Consider the following 20662-nt stretch of genomic DNA (forward strand, 5'->3'; position numbering starts at 1 on the left):
GGTTCAGTGACCGCCCGATCCCAGCGCACGGCGCGCCTCGTCGGCATCACGGGAGCTGAGGGGGCGCGCTACGCCGGCGAGGGCACGCACCTCGGCTGCCGGGTCGGCCGCTGCCGAGATCGCGCTGCCCACAAGCACGGCATCGGCGCCCGCGGCCGCCGCGGGGGCAAGGTCGACCGGGGTGCGCATGCCGCTCTCCGCCACGGCGATGCACTCCGCCGGGATGCATGGAACCAGTGCGGGGGCTGTTGCGGGGTCGATGACGAGCGTCTCCAGGTCACGGTTGTTCACCCCGATCACCGTGGCCCCGGCGGCCAGCGCACGATCGAGCTCCCCCAGGGTGCGGACCTCGACCAGCGTGGCGAGCCCCGCTTCGGCAGCGGCGTCCATGAGGCGCGGCAACTCGTCGGGGGAGAGCGACCGCACGATGAGTAGCGCCGCCGACGCGCCCGCGGCGCGTGCCTCCCAGAGCTGCACCGGGTGCACGAGAAAATCCTTCCGGATTACCGGCACACGAACCGCATGACACACGTTGCGGAGATCCGCGAGGTCACCGCCGAAGCGCGTCGGCTCGGTGAGAACCGAGATCGCGGCGGCGCCACCGGCCACATAGGCCGCGGCCTGCATACTGGCGTCGAGGCCGGGAGCGATGGCCCCCTTGGACGGGGATGCCCGCTTCACCTCCGCGATGACCCGCAGGCACGGGCCCCGCAATGGCGCCGCGAACGGACGGGCGGGTGGCTGGTCATGGACGCGCGTCCGCAGCTCGGCCAGGGTGCCGGCTACGGCGCCTGCCCGCTCATGGGCCTCGCGAGTCAGTGCGCCAAGGGTGCCGCTGGGGAAGCTCCAGGGCGCGGACGAAAAAAATGCTTGCACTTCGGGGCGTCTTCGGTTAGCGTGCCGGGTGTTTGGATTCGGCCTGTTTTCGGGGCGCGAGGCGTCCCCTCAATCCATGGAGCTACCATGCCGCTCACCAAGCGACAGCGGGAAATTCTGTCGTTCCTGTCGGAGTACAACGAAGTCAACGGGTATGCACCGAGCTTCGAGGAAATCGCCTCGCGCTTCAACTATAACTCGCTGGCTACGGTGCACGAGCACCTCACCAATCTCGAGCGCAAGGGATACATCAAGCGGTCGTACAACGAAAGCCGCGCGATCGAGATTCTGCCCTCGGAGATCTACCAGCGCTCGGTCGAACTCCCGCTGCTGGGCACGGTGGCTGCCGGTGCACCGCTCGAAGCGATGCACACCGGCGAGACCATGGCGGTGCCCGATGGGTTCCTGCGCAAGAACGGGAGCCACTACGTGCTGCGGGTGAAGGGCGACTCCATGATCGAGGAGCACATCCGCGACGGCGACTACGTGGTCATCAACGACAAGCAGGCTGCGGACAACGGGGAGATGGTCATTGCCCTGCTCGACGGCTCGGGCGCCACGGTCAAGCGGTATTATCGTGAGCGCGACGGACGCATTCGTCTACAGCCGGCGAACGAAACCATGCAGCCGCTTTTCGTCCACGAGGACGACGTGCGCATACAGGGCATTGTGGTGGGAGTGCTGCGGCGCTACTGAGCCGGGCCGCCAAGGGGGCTATTGCGCGGCGTGACGCGATCGGGCGGCTGCGGCCTGCGAGGCGGCGCGAAGCCGCTCCAGAGCCGTGAAGCCCACGCCGGAGCGCAGGGCGTCGCGCGTGTGGGCCACGGCGTCCGCATAGGCGAGGTCCTCTCGGCTCACATAGAGCGCGGCCGCGGCATTCAGCAGCACGGCGGCGTGCGCCCCTGGGGTCCCGTTTCCCTGCAACACCTGTTCTATCACGCGCGCGTTGTCGGCGGGATCGCCGCCCGCGAGCTCCGACGCGTCTACCGCACGTACCTCATGGGCCGCGGGATCGATCTCCCACGAGTGCACGCGGCCACCGGCAACCTCCTGCACCGACGTCACGCCGAGCGGTGAGATTTCATCGAGGCCCGGCTCCCCGTGAACCACGAGGGCCCGCACCGAGCCCAGAGCGCACAGCGTGTCCGCCAGGAGCGGGAGGCGCGCGCGTTCCGCCACGCCCACCACCTGCCGTCCGGCGCGGGCCGGATTGGCCAGCGGGCCCACGATGTTCATGACCGTGGGTACGGCCAGCTCCCGCCGAACCGGTCCCACATGGCGCAGCGCCGGATGCATGAGCGGCGCGAACATGAACACGATCCCCGCTTCCTGCAGGGTGTCGGCCATGGCCGCCGGCGAGATGTCCACCGCCACCCCAAGCGCCTCGAGCACATCGGCGCTTCCGCTGCGTGAAGTGAACGACCGATTGCCGTGTTTCGCCACCCGCACCCCCATGCCCGCGGCCACCAACGCCGCCGCCGTGGATATGTTGAATGTGGTGAGGGCGCCACCGCCGGTTCCGCAGGTGTCTACCAGATCGTCCGGCTGCGAAGCGGGCAGCACCAGCATGGCGTCACGCAACGCCTGCACGACCCCGGCCACTTCCGCGGCCGTTTCTCCCTTCACGCGCAGCGCCATGAGCAAGGCGGCGACCTGCGCGGATGTGCCTTCGCCGCGCATGATGACGCGGAAGGCCGCGCGCAGTGCCTCCGCGTCGAGCGACGCATGCTGGGCCAGACGACGGATCGCGGCGAGTAGGGCGTCAGCCGACATGCAGCGTGTTCAGCAGGCGCTCTGCGAGGCCGTTGCGCGAGGCGATGAGGGAGATGACCAGGCCGAGCAGGCGCACGCGCTCGACATCTTCATCGGTATAGATCCCGCGCTGGGCACGGTTGGTGAGGTTAAGCACACCGACCAGCTCGCCATGATACAGCAGGGGGAAGCAGATGAAGCTGCCCGTGGTGAAGTACTGGTCTCGCAGAAGCGGGTGCTGAGCCGCCTCGCGCACGTCCTGCACCAGCAACGGCTCGCGTGCCGCGGCGACGCGCCCCGCCACGCCCTCACCAATACGAATTCGCATGCCCTCGGACACGGACGGCGCGATCCCACGAGCCGCAGCGAGGTACAGATAATCGGGGTCCGGCGATCGCAGCATGAGCGAGCAGCGCTGCGCCTGCATATCGTCGCCCACGAGCGCGAGGAGCGCGTCGACCAGCGTTCGGGCGTCCGTGGTTTCGGCGTCCAGCGTCAGAGCGCGATCAACGAGGTACAGCGTCCGCGTCCGCTGGCGGAGTGCTTCGCTGCGTCGGTGCAGTTCGATGTGCGCCTGCTCCAGCTGCGACACGGCGGCTGCGAGCTGCTGATCCGAGAGCACCGCGCGTCTGGTGGCTCGGCGCGCCTCTTCCAGGGCTCGCGCCGCTTCGGCCTGCACGGCGATCATCTCCGCCCGATCCAGGGCGGGAATTTCGCGCGGCGTGTTGCGGACCTCGCGCAGTTCCGCTTCGAGCGCCCCCAGCTTGCGGACATACTCGCCGTGGACGCGCTGGGTCACGTCCTCAAGCGTCCGTACGGCCTCTTCCCGCGCATCCCGTTCCGCCAGGCGGGCATACGCCAGGTCGAAGAGCGCCATGGCGGGGGCGAGGCGTTCGGTGGTGCGCGTGCCGAAAATCTTGCGGGGCTCGTACAGTGCGAGCACAGCGCCGAGCATCCCGTCCATGCGCATGCCGCGCACGGCAAGAACTCCGCCTTCGAGCATCGCCGAAAAACCGCACAGGCGGGCGTAATCGGCCGACCGGTCGGTGACATCGATGAACGGCCCGCCGGCCAGTACGCGGGTCCGCACGGGCTCGGGCAGATGGTCGAAGGTGGTTTCCATGCTGCTCCGTACCACCTGCGCGCCGACCGGAGTGAGCCGGTCGCGCAGCATGTCGCGGCGCGCATCGTACTGGATCAGCGCCAGCGACGCGCCCCGGTCAAGTTCGGCAATCGTCTCCCCCAAGGCGATCAGCGCCTGATCGAGATCGGGGGCCGCCGACAGGGCGTGCGCGAGGGAGGCGAGGGTGCGTGGAGGCATGGTGAAAGAGACGACGTGCACACAACGTCATTCAAGGCGGTCGCGCAATGGCTGAGCCGCTTGCGTCCCGCCGCTGCCGGGGCGTGACCCGGCGAGTTGAAGCAAACGCCTGAGGTGCCTAGCTTCCCCGCCTAATGGACCTGCGACCGATCCTCCTGGTAACGCAATATGACGGAGGGCGCTTCGCCGGCTGGCAGCGCCAACCGGTCGCCCGGACCGTTCAGGGCGAGATGGAAGCCGTGCTTGCCCGGCTCTGCGGCGGCGCCATTCCCGCGGTCGGCGCCGGGCGGACCGATGCCGGCGTTCATGCGCATGGCCAGGGTGTCGGCGTCCGGGTTCCCGCCCGCTGGAGTCCGGAGCGGCTCCAGCGGGCCATCAACGCCTTGCTGCCGCCGGACATCTGGGTGGCCTCGGCCCACGAGATGGTTGCGGACTTTCACCCCCGGCGCAGCGCAATCGAGCGCCGATATGGTTATCTTGTGGGGACGGATGACGCTGCCCGGTCGCCCTTCCGGCGCCGGTACGAGTGGGCGGTTTCCCGCCTGCTGGCGGCGGAAGCGCTTCACGAGGAAGCCAGTCACCTGCTGGGAGAACACACGTTTCGGGCGTTTGCCGTGGCTCACACGGCGCCGATCGACGATCACCATCGCTGTGTCATTCAGCACGCGGCGTGGGTGCCTCGCGACGGCGGCTGGGTCTTCGAGGTCGCTGCGAACCGGTTTCTCCATCACATGGTGCGCTTTCTCGTGGGAACGATGATCGATGTGGCACAGGGACGCCGGCCGCGTGGCAGCATCGCGCGGCTGCTCGTGGCACCCGACAACACCGAGACATCGCCGCCGGCGCCGGCCCACGGGCTTTCGCTGCGTGAGGTGGTCTACCCCGGGTCCTGCTATGCCACCAACGGGTAAACGCGCTCGCCGCCCGGTGCTCGCCGTCGTGCGTCCATGACACCGCGTCCCACGCTCGTCGCCCTGCTCGCTCTGGCGCTCGTCGGGTGCGAGGGGGCCAATCCCTCCCGCTCGGAGGCGCAGTCGCGCACGTTGCCCCCGGCCCCACCCCTGCCGGCTGGCTCCGTTCCGGCGGCCTCCGTAGCCACCTCCCGTCGTACTGCCATCACCACCGCTGTCGAGCGTGTGGCCCCTGCCGTCGTGACGGTACAGACGGAAACGGTGGAGCGGGTGCCGGTCGACTTCTTCGAGTACTTCATGGGGGGGCGCTCGGGGGAGCGGCGCAACGCAGGGATCGGCTCGGGCTTCGTGGTGCGTGCCGATGGCGTGATCGTGACCAATGCCCATGTGATCGCGGGCGCGTCCCGCGTCTCGGTGGCGATGCGCGACGGGACCACCTACGACGCCACGGTGGTAGGCACCGACGAGTCGAACGACCTTGCGGTGGTGCGAATCAAGGCGCGGAACCTGCCGGTGGCGCCACTCGGCCGGTCATCGGAGCTCATTGTGGGCGAATGGACGATCGCCATCGGCAATCCGTTCGGATTCGTGCTGGGCAACAATGAGCCGAGTGTCTCGGTTGGCGTGGTGAGCGCGGTGGGTCGCAATCTTGCCGGGCGTGGCGAGGGGGGAGGCGCGTACATCGACATGATCCAGACGGACGCCGCCATCAACCCGGGCAACTCCGGGGGACCGCTTGTAAATGCGTCGGGGGAAGTGATCGGTGTCAACAGTTCGATCTACTCCCCCAGCGGCGGCTCGGTAGGCCTGGGATTCGCCATCCCCATCGATCGCACGAAGCGCATCGTTGAGGACCTCCTGGAGCATGGCGCGGTCCGGCAGCCATGGGTCGGGATCCGGCTGCAAACGCCACAGGCGAGCAGCGCACGCGATGTGGCCAAGGCCGGCGCGGTGGTGGCGCGTGTCGTTCCCGGCTCGCCGGCAGAAAAGGCGGGGGTGCGGATGGGCGATCAGGTGGTGGGTGCGGGAACGCGCCCCGTTCGCAATCCCTTCGATTGGGAGGCGCGGCTGCTCGACCTGCGAGTGGGCGAGGCACTGCCCATTACCGTGCGCCGCGGCGGCCGCGATGTGCGTCTCACCGTGCAGGTGGCTGACGCGCCCGAGGTAACGGCCCAGAAGGTCACAGTCCTCCGGGAACTGCAACTCATCACTCTTACCGATGCCATCCGTCAGGAGCGCGGCATCGCCGCCTCCGCCGGGGCGCTCGTGTACCGCATTTCCGATCGCATCCGAGACGAGATCGGGCTGCAGGAAGGAGATGTGATCGCGCAGGTGGGGCAAACGCGCATCGGCTCCGCCGAGGCCGCCTCCAGTGCCTTCGATCGCTACGGTGCCCGCGGGCCGGTGTTCGTCGTATTCGAGCGCAATCGTCAGTACTTCCAGACGTCGTTCTACCTCCGCTGACCCGACGTACCTCACCATCGATTCCGTGACCGCTTCCGATAGATCGTCGTATCAGTCTCCGCTTGCCGACCGCTATGCGTCCCGTGCCATGCTCACGCTCTGGGGGCCGCAGGAGCGCTATGGCCTGTGGCGTCGCCTGTGGCTGGCCTTGGCGGAAGCGCAGCAATCGCTCGGCATTGCCATTCCCGACGCAGCGCTCACCGGGATGCGCGCGCACCTCGACGACATCGATTTCGACGCGGTGGCCGACTACGAGCGGAAGTTTCGCCACGACGTCATGGCGCATGTGCACGCCTTCGGCGACGTGGCCCCCGAGGCGCGCAAGTTCATTCATCTCGGGGCGACCAGCTGCTATGTCACGGACAATGCCGAGCTCATTCTCATGCGGCGCGGTCTCGGCCTGCTACGGGCGAAGTTGCTCGACGCCCTCGACGCGCTGAGCGGCTTCGCGCGGGAGTGGAAAGATGTGCCGGCGCTCGGGTACACCCACCTGCAGCCGGCGCAGCTGACCACGGTGGGCAAGCGGGCCACTTTGTGGATGCAGGACATCCTGCTCGATCTCGAGGATCTCGAGTTCCGCATCGGCTCCCTCCCCTTCCGTGGCGTCAAGGGCACCACCGGGACGCAAGCGTCCTTCCTGTCGCTGTTCGACGGCGACCATGCCAAGGTGCGCGAACTCGACCGGATGGTGTGCGCGAAAATGGGCTTCGCCACCAGCATCCCGGTGAGCGGACAGACCTACTCGCGCAAGATCGATGCGCAGGTGCTGGGTGTCGTGGCCGGGATCGCCGCAACCGCTTCCAAGTTCAGCGGCGACATTCGCATGCTGCAGGCGTTCGGGGAGATCGAGGAGCCCTTCGAGAAGAATCAGATCGGTTCCTCGGCCATGGCATACAAGCGCAATCCCATGCGGTCGGAGCGCATCGCGGCACTTGCCCGTTTTGTGCTCTCGCTCGAGCCGAATGCCAACCAGACCCACGCCGTGCAGTACTTCGAGCGTACCCTCGACGACTCGGCGAATCGCCGTCTGGCCATTCCAGAGTCGTTTCTCGCGACCGATGCCATTCTGGTGCTGCTGCAGAATGTGGTGCGGGGACTCGAGGTGCATCCGGCGCGCATCCGGCGGCGCGTCGATGACGAGCTGCCGTTCATGGCCACGGAGGAACTGATCGTTCGCTTCGTGCGCGCGGGCGGCGACCGCCAGGAGGCGCACGAGATCATTCGTGGGCACAGCATTGCGGCGGCGCGGGCGGTCAAGGATGGCGCCGCGAGGAACGACATGCTGGAGCGGCTTGCCTCTGATCCGGCGTTCGGTGTGCCGCTGGAGGATCTGCAGGCCGTGGCGGAGCCCGCGCGTTTCGTCGGGCGCGCTCCGCAGCAGGTGGAGGAGTTCCTCGAGGTGCACGTCGCCCCGTGGCTGTCGCGCGAACGTGCCAGCGTGGACCAGGAAGAGGTTCGCGTATGAGCACAGCGGCGCTTCTGCAGACCGACCTGCCGTTGCCGCTGGTGCGGCGTGGCAAGGTGCGTGACGTATACGAGGTCGATGCCGATCGCCTTCTGCTGGTAACGACCGATCGCATCAGCGCCTTCGATGTGGTGATGTCGGAGGCGATTCCCTACAAGGGGGCCGTGCTCACGCAGCTCACCGCGTGGTGGCTCGGCCAACTGCCGTCGGGCATCGCGCACCATCTCATCACGGCCGACACCGACGCCATCCTCGCCGCCGTGCCCGCGCTCGCGCCCTATCGCGAGGCATTGGCCGGTCGGGCCATGCTCACGTGGAAGGCGGACGTGGTGCCCATCGAGTGCGTAGTGCGAGGCTACATCACCGGCTCGGCATGGAAGGAATACCAGGCGATCGGCACCCTTGCGGGCGAGGCGCTGCCCACGGGATTGCGTGAAAGCGACCGTCTCGATCCGCCGATCTTCAGTCCAGCCACCAAGGCCGAGACCGGGCACGACGAGAACATCACCATTGCCACGGTGGTGGCACGGGTCGGGGCGGAGACAGCGGCGACGCTCGAGCAACTGGCGCGCACGATCTACGAATTCGGGCGGGCGGTTGCCGAGCCGCGCGGCATCATCGTGGCCGACACCAAGTTCGAGTTCGGCTGGCGCGAGGGCACGTTGCTGCTCATCGACGAGGTCCTCACCCCCGACAGCTCACGCTTCTGGCCTGCCGACCGCTACGTCCCCGGCCGCGGGCAGCCGAGCTTCGACAAACAGCCGCTGCGTGACTGGTTGGACGTGGAGCGGAAGGCGGGGCGCTGGGATGGTGACGCGCCCGCTCCGGTACTGCCCCCGGAGATCGTGGAAGCCACCAGTTTACGGTATCGCGACGCCTTTCATCGATTGACGGGTTCCCCGCTCGACCTGGCCCGTCTGGGGCTTCCGGTCGCCCAGTGAACGCCCCCTCGGTCGAAATCGGGGGCATTACCGCGGCGACGGGTGTTGCCCTGCTCGTGCTGTTCGGACTCGCCCTGCGTGGTCGTTCGTGGACCTGGTGGTTGCTGGGCTATGTCATGACGCTGGTGACACTGGTACTCGCTTGGACTCGCCGATGAACGCCCCCGACGGTACGGAGCGCCGGCGGATGCGGCCCCAGGAGGCCGCGGTCATCGCGCTGCCCAACGGATTCACGCTGGCCAACCTGTTTTTCGGCATCTTCGGCATCGTGGCCGCCTCACGCGGCGACTTCGATGCCGCGGCGCGTTTCATCGTGTTCGGTGCCGTCGCCGATACGCTCGACGGCCGCATTGCGCGCGCCACCAAGACCGGCTCGCGCTTCGGCGAAGAGCTGGACTCGCTGGTGGATGCCATTTCGTTCGGCACCGCGCCCGCACTCATCATGTACTTCGCGGTGTTTCAGAGTACACGGTGGGAGTGGATCTTCTGTTTCTTCTTCACCGCGTGCGCGGTGATGCGTCTGGCCCGATTCAACGTGATGCAGGCCGGTCGCAAGACGACGCACTTCCAGGGGCTTCCGAGCCCGGCAGCCGGCGGGGTGCTGGCCACGTACTATTGGTTCAGCCAGACCTCGCTGTATACCGAGACGATCGTCGCCGACCTTCCCTGGCATCAGATGCTCCGATTCCTGATCCTCGGCCTTGGCATGCTGATGATCAGCAACGTGCAGTACGCCAAGTTTCCCGTCGTCAACTTCCGCTCCCTCCAGGGCATCCTCGGATTCTTGCTCGTCATCGGTACGCTCATTGGCGTGATCTTCCTGCCGAAGCAGTTCTTCTTTCCGGCCGGCATGGCGTACGTGCTGTACGGGATCGGCCGCACGGTGTTCCTCGGTCTTCTCGACCGTCTGCCGGGTCGTGATGCGTCCGGCGATGACGATGATGAAGATTCGGAGAGCGCCCCTCCCCGTCGCCGTCGCCGGCGTCGTCCTTCCCAACGCAACCCAGCCGGTTCCGACACCGGTCGCGAGGATAAGCCCGCATGACCCGTTTCCGTTGCGCCGTCCACATCGTACCGCGTCGTGGTATTCTCGATCCTCAGGGTAAGGCCGTCGCCGACGCGCTGCACTCACTCGAGTTTACCAATGTCAGTGATGTGCGCGTGGGTCGGTACGTTGTGGTGGACACAACCGCCGAGTCGGAAGACGCGGCGCGTGCGGCGGTGAAGGCCATGTGCGAGAAGCTGCTCGCCAATCCCGTAACCGAAGACTACGACATCGCCAGCGTGGAGCGCGCGTGAAAGCCGGCATCGTTCGCTTCCCGGGCTCCAACTGCGACGAGGATGCGTTCCACGCCGTCGCGGACATCCTCGGTCAGGACGCCGTCTACCTGTGGCACAAGGATCAGGACCTCCAGGGGGTGGATCTGGTGATTCTCCCCGGTGGTTTCAGCTATGGCGATTACCTGCGCGCCGGCGCGATCGCGCGATTCAGTCCGATCATGCGGGAGGTGGTGCAGCACGCCAACCGCGGCGGCCTCGTGCTGGGCATCTGCAATGGCTTTCAGATTGCCTGCGAAGCGGGGCTGCTGCCTGGCGCGCTCCTGCGCAACGATACGTTGCGCTTCGTGAGTGCGCCGGTCACGCTGCGGGTGGAAAGCATCGCCACGCGTTTCACCTCGCAGTATCACCTGGGGCAGCAGATCCGCATTCCGGTGGCACATGGCGATGGGCGATACACCGCCGACGGCGACGTACTCGCCCGACTCGAGGGGGAGGGGCGTGTGGTGTTCCGCTACGTCGACGCCAGCGGTGAGGCCACCCGCGCGGCCAATCCGAACGGATCGCTCCGCAACATTGCGGGCATCGTCAGCGAGGCCGGAAACGTGCTGGGGATGATGCCGCACCCGGAGCGGGCCATGGAGGGGGCGCTGGGCTCGACGGACGGTCTGCCGCTCTTCACGTCGATCGTTGAATCGCTGTTGGGAGGAGTTGCCATATGAACGTATCCACACCTTCGACCGCCTCGCGCGTGCAGTCGCGTCCCGGTGACCCGACCATTACGCCGGCGCTGGTTGCCGAGCATGGCATCACCGAGTTCGAGTACGAGCGTCTGGTGCACATGCTCGGCCGTACGCCGACGTTCACCGAGCTGGGGGTGGTGAGTGCCCTGTGGAGCGAGCACTGCTCCTACAAGCATTCCCGCCCCATGCTCAAGACGCTGCCCACCAAGGCTCCCTGGGTGCTGCAGGGGCCCGGAGAAAACGCCGGCGTCATTTCCGTCGGCGACGGCTGGGCCGTGGCGTTCAAGATCGAGTCCCACAACCATCCTTCGGCTGTGGAGCCGTATCAGGGGGCTGCCACCGGGGTGGGCGGCATTCTGCGTGATGTCTTCACCATGGGCGCCCGCCCCATCGCTCTGCTGAACTCGCTGCGCTTCGGCCCGCTGACCTCCTCGCGAGTGCGATGGCTCTTCGCCGGTGTGGTGAAGGGCATTGGCGATTACGGCAACTGCGTGGGCGTCCCTACCGTGGGCGGCGAAGTCGTGTTCGACCCGTCCTACGAAGGCAATCCTCTCGTGAATGCCATGTGCGTGGGGCTCATGCGCGAGGACGAACTCATCCGCGCCGTTGCCAGCGGTGTTGGCAATCCCATCATGGCGGTGGGGGCGCGAACCGGTCGCGACGGCATTCACGGTGCCTCGTTCGCCTCGGAGGATCTTTCCGAGTCCAGCGAGGCGAAGCGCCCCATGGTGCAGGTGGGTGACCCGTTCACCGAGAAGCTGCTCCTCGAGGCTTCGCTCGAACTGATTCGCAGTGGGCACATCGTGGCCATCCAGGACATGGGTGCGGCTGGTCTCACATCCTCCTCGGCGGAGATGGCGGAGCGCGGTGACGTGGGGGTCACGATCGACGCGACCAAGGTCCCCGTGCGCGAGCAGGGGATGACGCCCTACGAGATCCTGCTCTCTGAATCCCAGGAGCGCATGCTCGTGGTGGCCCGCCAGGGCCATGAGGACGCCGTCCGCCAGATCCTCGCAAAGTGGGATCTCGAAGCGGCGGTGATCGGCGAAGTGATCGCGGAGCCGGTGTATCGGGTGACCGAGGGGGAGACGATCGTCGCGGAGTTTCCCGGCTCGCGGCTCGTGACCGAATGCCCGCAGTACGTGCTGGAGCCGAGGGAGAGCGAGGCGCTCAGAGCGGCGCGGGCGCGCGACCCGCATGACGTGAAGCCACTCGCCGACGAACGCGACCATGCGTGGACGCTGGAGCGCCTGCTCTCGTCGCCCACGATTGCCAGCAAGCGGTGGGTGTGGCAGCAGTACGACTCGACGGTGCGCACCAGCACGGTACGCGGGCCCGGGAGTGATGCTGCCGTCGTGCGTCTTCGCAGCACGGATAAGGCGATTGCGTTGTGTATCGACGGCAATGGACGCCATGTGGCGCTGTCGCCGCGCAACGGCGGGCGCGCAGCGGTGTGCGAGGCCGCGCGCAACGTGGCGTGCAGCGGTGCGCGCCCCAAGGCCATCACGAACAACCTCAACTTCGGCAATCCGAAGAAGCCGGAAGTGTACTTCCAGCTCAGCGAGGCAATCGCCGGGATGGGAGAAGCCTGCACGGTGCTGGAGACTCCGGTCACGGGCGGCAACGTCTCGCTGTACAACGAGAATCCACAAGGCGCCATTCATCCGACCCCAACGATCGGCATGGTTGGTCTGATTGAGTCCCTTGCGCACATCACCCCGTCGGCGTTTCAGCGCGTGGGCGACGCCATCGTGCTGCTGGGGGAATGCACGGATGAACTGGGGGCGAGTGAGTACCTGCTCAGCGTCCATGGTCTCACGATCGGCGAGCCGCCCGCGTGCAACCCGGCCACGGAGCGTTCCCTCATCGACGCGCTGCTCGAGGCCATCGCAGCGGGAGTCGTGCGGTCGGCACACGATTGCAGCGACGGGGGCCTTGCCGTGGCGCTGGCGGAATGTGCCATGATGGAGCGCGACCACGCCTTCGGGTTTGCGGTCGACCTGTCCCCGTGGACCACGCTCCCCCATCGTGCGCTGCTGTTCGGCGAAGCGCACGGCCGGGTGGTCGTGTCCACCGCCGACAGCGCGGCCGTGCTGAAGATCGCGCAACGGTACGGGGTACCGGCGCGGGTGATCGGGCGCGTGACCGAGGCCGACACCGGCGCGAGCTTCACCATTTCCGACGATACCTTCACGGCGCCGATCAACTGGCTCGCCAAAGCGTTCCACGAGGCCATTCCCCAGGCAATGGACGGCGACACGCCGGCTGAGCATGTGGTGACCGCGTCGCACGCTCCTACCAACGACTGAGGGAGTTTCCCATGTGCGGCATTTTCGGCGTCTACGGCCACAAGGATGCAGCGGCCCTGACGCAGCTGGGCCTCTACTCTTTGCAGCATCGCGGCCAGGAGTCGGCCGGCATCGTGGCGGTCGACGACAACGGGCAGGCGCGCGTGAGTCGCGCGATGGGCCTCGTGTCCGAGGGGTTCGGCGACGACGAGATGCTGGCGTTGCAGGGGCCGATCGCCATCGGGCATACGCGCTACAGCACGGCCGGCTCTTCGGCCATTGAGAACGCGCAGCCGGTGCTGGCCCGTGTGCGCCGGGGGCACATTGCCCTCGCGCACAACGGCAACCTCACCAATGCCGTGGAGCTGCGACGGGCACTCGAAGATGATGGGGCCATCTTCTCGAGCACGATGGACTCGGAAGTGATCGTGCATCGCATCGCCCGTGCCTCCGGCGAATCCCCAGAGGCGCGCGTGGCCGAGGCCCTGCAGGGGGTGGAAGGTGCGTACTGCCTGCTCGTGGTCCTGGACGAAACGGTGGTGGTGGCTCGCGATCCGCACGGATGGCGGCCGCTCGTCATGGGGCGCCTCGCCGACAGCCTGGTGTTCGCGTCGGAGACCTGCGCACTGGACATCGTGGGCGCGGTCGTCGAGCGCGAGATCGCGCCGGGGGAGATCGTGGCCGTGGATCGGCACGGGCTGCGGTCGATCACGGCGTTGCCGGCGGCACCGCTGAATCGCTGCGTATTCGAGCACGTCTACTTCGCCCGTCCCGACAGCAAGATCTTCGGTGGCTCGGTGGATCGCTCGCGGCGCGCGCTGGGGCGGCAGCTCGCGCGCGAATGCCCCGCTCCCGACGCGGACGTCGTGTTTGCGGTCCCCGATTCGTCCAACTCAGCGGCGCTGGGATTCGCCGAGGCCTCGGGCATTCCCTACGAACTGGCGCTCATTCGCAATCACTACGTCGGGCGCACCTTCATCCAGCCCACGCAGTCGGGGCGTGATGCCAAGGTGAAGGTGAAGTACAACCCGGTGCGCGAGATCATCGAGGGCAAGCGCGTGGTCATGGTGGATGACTCGATCGTGCGTGGCACGACCACGCGCGGCCTGGTGTCGCTCGTACGGGCGGCGGGTGCGCGGGAAGTGCACATGCGCGTATCCAGTGCGCCCATCATCAGCCCATGCTACTACGGCATCGACACGCCGCGCCGGGAAGAGCTCATTGCGGCGCAAATGAGCCACGAGGAACTGGTCCGTCATCTGGGCGTGGACACGCTGGGGTATCTGTCCATCGAGGGCATGCTCTCGGCCATGCCGACCGGTCCGGACGGCTACTGCCATGCCTGTTTCTCCGGTCGCTATCCGACGGCCACGCCGTCGGAGCCGGAATTGCTTCGCGCCGGCAGTTCCGCTGGTGTGCCGGTCGGCATCGCCTGATCCTCACTCTTCCATCCACAGCAGGAGCCTCTCTCGTGAAGCGGTCGGTCTATTTCTTTGGTAACGGCACGGCTGACGGCACGCGGGAGATGAAGTCGCTACTTGGCGGAAAGGGGGCCAATCTGGCCGAGATGACGAATCTCGGGGTGCCCGTCCCGCCTGGCTTCACGATTGCCGCCGACCAGTGTGTGGCATATCTCGAGCATGGCGGCATCAGCGACGCTTTGCGCAGCGAAGTGGAAGCCGCGCTCGTCCGTCTGGAGACCGTGAGCGGTAAGCGGTTCGGTGATCCGGCCAACCCGCTGCTCGTCTCCGTGCGCTCGGGGGCAGCGGTCAGCATGCCAGGGATGATGGAAACGATCCTCAACCTCGGGCTCAACGACAAGACGGTCGAGGGACTTGCCGCGGCTAGCGGCAACACGCGCTTCGCATTCGACTCGTACCGGCGCTTCGTGCAAATGTACGCCGACGTGGTGTTGGGGGTGAACATCCATCGCTTCGAGCAACTGCTCGCAACGAAGCGCCTCACGACTGGCGTCCGCTCCGACGCGGAGTTGAGCGCGGATGCGCTGCGCTCGCTCGTCACGGAGTATCAGCAACTCGTACGCGCTGCCACCGGTGCTGATTTCCCCTCCGATCCGCAGGTGCAGCTTTGGGGCGCCATCGAGGCCGTGTGGAACTCGTGGACGCTCAAGAAGGCGGTGGACTATCGCAAGGTGAATGGCATTTCGCATGCCCTCGGCACGGGGATCAATATCGTGTCCATGGTGTTCGGCAACATGGGAAGCGATTCCGGGACCGGTGTGGCCTTCACGCGCGATCCGAGTACCGGCGAACACCGCTTCTATGGTGAGTTCCTCGTGAACGCGCAGGGGGAGGATGTTGTGGCCGGCATTCGCACCCCGCTCCACATCGACGAAATGGCGAGCCAGCTGCCGGGGGCCTACGAGGCGCTGCTTGAGACCCAGGCACGTCTCGAGCGGCACTTCCGCGACATGCAGGACATCGAGTTCACCGTGGAGCGCGGTACGCTCTATCTGCTGCAGACGCGGACGGGCAAGCGCACCACGGCGGCCGCGCTGCGGATCGCGCTGGACATGGTGAACGAAGGCCTCATCTCCGAGCGGGATGCGGTGCTGCGGTTGCAGCCCAACCAGCTGGACCAGCTGCTCCACCGCGTCATTGCCAGCACGTCGCAGGCGACGCCCATTGCCGTGGGGCTGCCGGCAAGCCCAGGCGCGGCCAGCGGTGTGGCGGTCTTCGATCCCGATGTGGCCGAACGTCGCCAGCAGCAGGGTGAACAGGTCATTCTCGTCCGCGAGGAAACCACCCCGGAGGATTTCCACGGGATCGTGGCGGCGCGCGCAGTGCTCACGGCGCGCGGCGGCATGACGAGCCATGCGGCCGTTGTGGCCCGAGGCATGGGCAAGTGCGCGATCGTGGGCTGCACAGCCATGGAAATTCTGGGCGATCAGCGCAGCATGCGTGTGGGGGACGTGGTAGTCTCTGAGGGGGACTGGCTGACGCTCGACGGTGGCACCGGGCGCGTGTTTCTCGGAGACCTGCCCACCCAGCCAAGCGAGGTGATGCGCGTCATCAATGGCCTGCAGCCGGCGAGCGAGGCCCCCACGTATCGCGGCTTCGCCACGTTGATGGGGTGGGCCGACACCCATCGCCGGCTCAAGGTGCGCGCGAACGCGGACACGCCGCGCGATGCGCGGGTGGCACGGAACTTTGGGGCTGAAGGCATCGGCCTGTGCCGCACCGAGCACATGTTTTTCGAGGGTGATCGCATCACCGCGATGCGCGAGATGATCGTGGCCCGTGATGAAGGCGGGCGCCGCCGCGCACTCGAGAAGCTGTTGCCCATGCAGCGCACCGACTTCGAGGGAATCTTCGAGGCGATGGATGGCTATCCGGTCACCATTCGGCTGCTCGATCCGCCGCTGCACGAATTCCTGCCGCACGGCGGTGAGGAATCGTCACTGCTGGCGGCCTCCCTGAATCTTTCGCGCCCGGAGCTGTCGCGCATCGTGTCGGCGCTGCGCGAAACCAACCCCATGCTGGGGCACCGCGGGTGTCGCCTGGGAATTGTGTACCCCGAGATCACGGAAATGCAGGCGCGCGCCATTTTCGAGGCGGCCGTTCGTGCCTGTCGGCGCGGTATCGAGGTGCTGCCGGAGATCATGGTACCGCTCGTGTCGGATGTGACCGAGTTCCGGCATCAGCGGGCGATCATCGAGCGCGCCGCCGACCAGGTCATGGGAGTGATGGGAGAACGTGTCCCGTATCTCGTCGGCACCATGATCGAGCTCCCTCGCGCGGCGCTCACCGCCGACGAGATTGCTGCCGAGGCCGACTTCTTCTCGTTCGGCACCAACGACCTCACACAGACCACGTTCGGGCTCAGTCGTGATGACGCTGGACGCTTCCTCCCGCAGTATGTGGAGGGGGGCATCTTCCCCGACGATCCGTTCCAGGTGCTCGACACCAAGGGCGTTGGCAAGTTGGTGAAGTGGGCCGTACGTGACGGGCGCGAAACCAAGCCAACGCTCAAGGTGGGGATCTGCGGCGAGCATGGCGGAGAACCGCGCAGCGTGGCCTTCTGCCACTCGGTTGGTCTCGACTACGTGTCGTGCTCGCCATTTCGGGTCCCCGTGGCACGCCTTGCCGCCGCCCACGCGGCATTGGCCGACTGAGCACTGGCCGACTGAGCGGCGCCCTGAAGCGCCACCAGGGGCAAAACAACAAAGGGCTCGCCACGAAGCGAGCCCTTTGCTGTAGTGGAGGTGAGGGGAATCGAACCCCTGTCCGAGACTAGATCGACCCCAGCTTCTACGTGCGTATTCCATTGATTGAGGTCTCCCTCGGCTGGCCAATGGAAAGCCCACCTCAGGACAAGTCTTCTAGAGTTTTGCCTGCCGACGGAAGACGCACCAACAGGCTAGCCCAGATTTGCGATACTCACGTGCCGCCCCGGGCGGGCTGCCGCGTGAGCACTGCTACGTAACCCGAAGGTTAGGCAGCGAGCGCGAGGTTGTTGTTCGCGATTGTGGTTTTCCCGAGTGTTTTACCAGGTGCTCGAGTACCTGGGCACGCTACCAGAGCTTCACCAACCCCGTCGAAGCCAGTCACCCCCGGTTCGAACGGTCCTGCTACCTGTTACACTATACGCCCCACGCCGGTTCCGGCAACTGTGCCGCCGTTTCAGGCCGCTTCACAGGTGAGATCCGATACATCCGGATCGTCGGCCTTCGCGCCCCGGGCGACGTACTCATCGTAGAAGAGGAGGTAATTGGCGAAGATCGCCTCCACCTCGGCAAAGTCGCGCACCTGATGCAGTTTGGCACGCAAATCGGCGGAGTTGGGAAGTCCCTTCACGTACCACCCCAAGTGCTTGCGGAACTCGATCGCCGCACCAATGGGATCCGTCTCGTAGGCCTGCACCATGCGCGCGTGTCCAAGGGCAACCGCGAAGCGATCGTGCACAGCCGGCGTGGCCGGCATTGGTTCGCCGTTGATCAGCGCCCGCGCCTGATTGAAGATCCACGGCTGGCCGTAGGACCCGCGACCGATCATGATGCCGTCAGCCCGCGTATGGTCGAGCATCCGCTTGGCGTCGGACGCCGTCTTGATGTCGCCGTTGCCCAGCACCGGGATGTCGAGTGCCTCGGCAACCTTGGCGATCTCGTCCCAGTTCGCCTGACCGCTGTACATCTGGGTCCGCGTCCGCGCATGGAGCGTGAACACGGTGGCGCCCGCATCCTGCATGCGAAGCGCAATGCCGACCGGGTCGCGCATCTCCTCGTTCCAGCCACTGCGCGTCTTGACCGTGACGGGAAGCGGGGTGGCCTTCGACACCGCGCGGATGATCTCCTGCACGAGGTCCATGTCCTTGAGGCACCCCGACCCGCCGTTGCGCCGCACGACCTTCTTGACCGGACATCCGAAGTTGATGTCGACGAAGTCCGGCATGAAGAGATCGGTGACCATGGCGGCCGCATCGGCCATGGCCCGCGGGTCGGCCCCGAAGATCTGTACGCCGATCGGCCGCTCGTCCTGATTGAAGCGCAGCTTGCTGATCGTTGCTTCGTTCTCCCGGCGAATGCCTTCGGCCGACAGAAACTCGGTGATCACCACGTCCGCGCCATGGCTATGGCACAAGCGACGGAACGGCGATTCCGATACACCGGCCATGGGGGCCAGGTAGAGCGGCGTCTGGTTTGGGACCGGAAAGGGAAACGTCTTGCGGGGCAAGGACTTGGCCATTCCATGAAAGTAGCGACGCCCAAACCGGGGGGCAACGCGTCCCGTTTGACTCAGCGCGTCCGACGGTTAGGTTGCAAGGCTATGGAACTGCGCGAGTTTTTCTCCGAAGACGCCGTCCAACTGGAGCTTCAGGGCACCAGCAAGGATGAGATCCTGAAGGAATTGATCGGCCTCCTCAAGCTCGACGAGAAGTCCGAGGGCATGCTGTTCAAGATGCTCAAGCGACGCGAGAACCTGGGCTCGACGGGCATCGGCCGAGGCATCGCCATTCCACATTGCCGATCACTGGTCGTCAACCGCCTGCGTGTCGCGTTTGGCCGCAAGAAGGACGGCGTCGATTTCAAGGCTATCGACGACAAGCCCGTGAACTTCTTCTTCCTGATCGTTGCGCCGCCGCTCGAGGTCTCCAATCAGTACCTCCCCGTGCTCGGTAAAATTGCGCAGTTCAGCAAGGAGAGCGATGTGCCGGGCCGACTGCTCGAGATCGGATCGCCCGCCGAGTTCATGGCCTTGTTGGAAGAGAAGCGCGTGTAGCGCTGCCGCGGCGGCTGGGTCAGTGGTCGATTCGCACGCGCGCGAGGTCCGACTGCAGTCGTCGGGCCACGCGCGCGCTTTGCAGGAAGGCTGCCGCTGCCAATCCGGCCACCAGACCCATCCACAACCCCTGCTCACGCCACGGGGTATGGAAGCCCAGGTAGTAGCCCAGCGGAATACCCACGCCCCAGAACGCGATCAGGTGCAGCATTGCCGGTACGCGCGTGTCGCCGGTTCCCCGCAGCACGCCGCTGGTCACCGCCTGCAGACCGTCGAAAACCTGAAACCATCCGGCCAGCGGAATCAGCGATACGGCCACGGCCACCGTCGCCGGCTCGTTCGTGTAGAGTGACGTGAGCCATGCCGGTGCCCCGATGAACACCAGGGCGCTGATGCACATGAAGCCCACGCCGCACGCGATCGCGGCCACTGCGTCGCGTCGAGCCGTGCTGATATCGCCGCGCCCAATGGCACGGCCCACAACGGCAGCGGCGGCTCCCGATACGCCCAGCGGCACCATGAACGTGAGCGCGGCCATGTTGAGCGCAATCTCGTGACCGGCAAGGGAGGCCGTACCCATCCATCCCATGAATAGCGCAGTCAGGCCAAACGCGAAGCTTTCGAAGAACCACTGCACGCCAATGGGGATGCCGATGCGCAGCATGCGGAGCATCGGGGCACGTGCCATCGTTTCGGGATGCCACGGCAGAATGTGTGTCCCGAGCAACGGCCACGCGAGCCACGCGAGGACGAGGGCCATGACCCACGTGGCGATAGCCGTCGCATAGCCGGCGCCCTCTACGCCAAGCACCGGGGCCCCGAAGTTCCCGAAGATGAGCAGCCAGTTGGCTGCGGCATTCACGATATTGGCGACCACCGCCGCCACGATGATCGGACGCACCGGCCCCATCGCCTGCAGCGCCTGGCGCAACACGGCAACAAGGAAGAATGGGAGGACACCAAGCACTCGGCGTCTGGTGTAGACGGCGGTTTCGTCAATGACGTCGAGCGGCTGATCGAGCACCGTGAGCAGCCACTCGCCGGGGAGGAGCGCCGCCATGACGACGAGTGACACCCCGAACGCCAGCACGAGACCGCGCTGCACGCCGCGCGTGATCCCGAGCCGATCGCCGGCGCCAACCGCCTGCGCCACCACGGGATCAATGGCGAAGAGCAGGCCGATGCCGAAGACGCTGACGTTGAAGAAATAGAAGTTGCCGAGCGCCACGGCGGCGATGGCAGCGCCTCCGAGCCGACCCACCATGAGCGTATCCACCACACCCATGGCCTGCAGGCCCACGTTGATGAGCACAACCGGCGCGGCAACCTGGGCCATGTCGCGCAGATCGTCCCGCCAGCCGCGCGCAGCCCTCACAATAGGCGC

Annotated in this window: 18 protein-coding genes and 1 other RNA gene; 13 read left to right on the forward strand and 6 right to left on the reverse strand. The window is 66.5% G+C overall.

Going from position 1 to position 20662, the window contains the following annotated elements:
* Positions 1-3: 3 nt before the first annotated feature.
* Positions 4-876 carry an indole-3-glycerol phosphate synthase TrpC gene (locus O9271_RS13235; RefSeq protein ID WP_298270518.1) on the reverse strand — a complete coding sequence of 291 codons (873 nt, stop codon included), beginning with the start codon at positions 874-876 and terminating at the stop codon, positions 4-6.
* Between the two features lie 87 nt (positions 877-963).
* Between O9271_RS13235 and lexA the strand changes: the two genes are divergently transcribed.
* Positions 964-1572: a transcriptional repressor LexA gene (lexA, locus tag O9271_RS13240; RefSeq protein ID WP_298270520.1), complete on the forward strand. Its 609-nt coding sequence runs from the start codon at positions 964-966 to the stop codon at positions 1570-1572.
* An 18-nt stretch (positions 1573-1590) separates the two neighbouring features.
* On the opposite strand, the gene trpD is transcribed toward lexA, so the two are convergent.
* Positions 1591-2649 carry an anthranilate phosphoribosyltransferase gene (gene trpD, locus O9271_RS13245; RefSeq protein WP_298270521.1) on the reverse strand — a complete coding sequence of 353 codons (1059 nt, stop codon included), beginning with the start codon at positions 2647-2649 and terminating at the stop codon, positions 1591-1593.
* The gene (locus tag O9271_RS13250) at positions 2639-3949 is read right to left on the reverse strand and encodes a GAF domain-containing protein (RefSeq protein WP_298270523.1); all 1311 of its coding nucleotides are present in this window, start codon (positions 3947-3949) and stop codon (positions 2639-2641) included. Before O9271_RS13250 ends, trpD begins: the two co-directional genes overlap by 11 nt.
* A 134-nt stretch (positions 3950-4083) precedes the next feature.
* On the opposite strand from O9271_RS13250, the gene truA reads away from it, so the two are divergent.
* Genes truA through ppdK form a run of 11 tightly spaced genes read left to right on the forward strand, consistent with a single transcriptional unit; the run spans position 4084 to position 17174 of the window.
* On the forward strand, positions 4084-4860 hold the full coding sequence (truA, locus tag O9271_RS13255; protein WP_298270524.1) for a tRNA pseudouridine(38-40) synthase TruA: 777 nt from the start codon (positions 4084-4086) through the stop codon (positions 4858-4860).
* A 36-nt stretch (positions 4861-4896) separates the two neighbouring features.
* Positions 4897-6324, forward strand: a complete 1428-nt coding sequence (locus O9271_RS13260; RefSeq protein ID WP_298270526.1) for a trypsin-like peptidase domain-containing protein — start codon at positions 4897-4899, stop codon at positions 6322-6324.
* 16 nt (positions 6325-6340) lie between these two features.
* A complete protein-coding gene (gene purB, locus O9271_RS13265) occupies positions 6341-7789 on the forward strand; it encodes an adenylosuccinate lyase (protein ID WP_343213915.1) in 1449 nt (482 codons plus the stop codon).
* Complete coding sequence (locus tag O9271_RS13270) at positions 7786-8730, forward strand: phosphoribosylaminoimidazolesuccinocarboxamide synthase (protein WP_298270530.1); 945 nt, start codon at positions 7786-7788, stop codon at positions 8728-8730. Before purB ends, O9271_RS13270 begins: the two co-directional genes overlap by 4 nt.
* Positions 8727-8888 carry a hypothetical protein gene (locus O9271_RS13275; RefSeq protein ID WP_298270532.1) on the forward strand — a complete coding sequence of 54 codons (162 nt, stop codon included), beginning with the start codon at positions 8727-8729 and terminating at the stop codon, positions 8886-8888. Before O9271_RS13270 ends, O9271_RS13275 begins: the two co-directional genes overlap by 4 nt.
* 29 nt (positions 8889-8917) lie before the next feature.
* Entirely contained in the window at positions 8918-9775 is an 858-nt protein-coding gene (gene pssA / locus O9271_RS13280; RefSeq protein ID WP_298270534.1) for a CDP-diacylglycerol--serine O-phosphatidyltransferase, read from the forward strand.
* Entirely contained in the window at positions 9772-10029 is a 258-nt protein-coding gene (gene purS, locus O9271_RS13285; protein WP_298270536.1) for a phosphoribosylformylglycinamidine synthase subunit PurS, read from the forward strand. Before pssA ends, purS begins: the two co-directional genes overlap by 4 nt.
* A complete protein-coding gene (gene purQ, locus O9271_RS13290) occupies positions 10026-10730 on the forward strand; it encodes a phosphoribosylformylglycinamidine synthase subunit PurQ (protein ID WP_298270538.1) in 705 nt (234 codons plus the stop codon). The genes purS and purQ overlap by 4 nt, the downstream gene beginning before the upstream one ends.
* Positions 10727-13060, forward strand: coding sequence for a phosphoribosylformylglycinamidine synthase subunit PurL (gene purL / locus O9271_RS13295; RefSeq protein ID WP_298270540.1), 2334 nt, complete (start codon positions 10727-10729; stop codon positions 13058-13060). The genes purQ and purL overlap by 4 nt, the downstream gene beginning before the upstream one ends.
* A gap of 11 nt (positions 13061-13071) precedes the next feature.
* Positions 13072-14475, forward strand: coding sequence for an amidophosphoribosyltransferase (gene purF / locus O9271_RS13300; protein WP_298270542.1), 1404 nt, complete (start codon positions 13072-13074; stop codon positions 14473-14475).
* A gap of 35 nt (positions 14476-14510) precedes the next feature.
* Positions 14511-17174 carry a pyruvate, phosphate dikinase gene (gene ppdK, locus O9271_RS13305; RefSeq protein ID WP_298270544.1) on the forward strand — a complete coding sequence of 888 codons (2664 nt, stop codon included), beginning with the start codon at positions 14511-14513 and terminating at the stop codon, positions 17172-17174.
* 82 nt (positions 17175-17256) lie between these two features.
* On the opposite strand, the gene ssrA is transcribed toward ppdK, so the two are convergent.
* Both ssrA and dusB read right to left on the reverse strand, forming a co-directional pair.
* Positions 17257-17614: a transfer-messenger RNA gene (gene ssrA / locus O9271_RS13310) on the reverse strand.
* Between the two features lie 68 nt (positions 17615-17682).
* Positions 17683-18744 carry a tRNA dihydrouridine synthase DusB gene (dusB, locus tag O9271_RS13315; protein ID WP_298270547.1) on the reverse strand — a complete coding sequence of 354 codons (1062 nt, stop codon included), beginning with the start codon at positions 18742-18744 and terminating at the stop codon, positions 17683-17685.
* A gap of 81 nt (positions 18745-18825) precedes the next feature.
* Here dusB and O9271_RS13320 point away from each other — a divergent pair, with 81 nt between their 5' ends.
* Positions 18826-19278 (forward strand): PTS sugar transporter subunit IIA, encoded by a 453-nt coding sequence (locus O9271_RS13320; RefSeq protein ID WP_298270549.1) that lies wholly within the window; start codon positions 18826-18828, stop codon positions 19276-19278.
* Positions 19279-19297: 19 nt separating this feature from the next.
* Here the strand turns inward: O9271_RS13320 and O9271_RS13325 are convergent, their stop codons facing one another.
* Positions 19298-20614 (reverse strand): MATE family efflux transporter, encoded by a 1317-nt coding sequence (locus O9271_RS13325; RefSeq protein WP_298270552.1) that lies wholly within the window; start codon positions 20612-20614, stop codon positions 19298-19300.
* Between the last annotated feature and the right edge of the window lie 48 nt (positions 20615-20662).

The organism is Gemmatimonas sp. (assembly GCF_027531815.1).
Taxonomy (GTDB): Bacteria; Gemmatimonadota; Gemmatimonadetes; order Gemmatimonadales; family Gemmatimonadaceae; genus Gemmatimonas.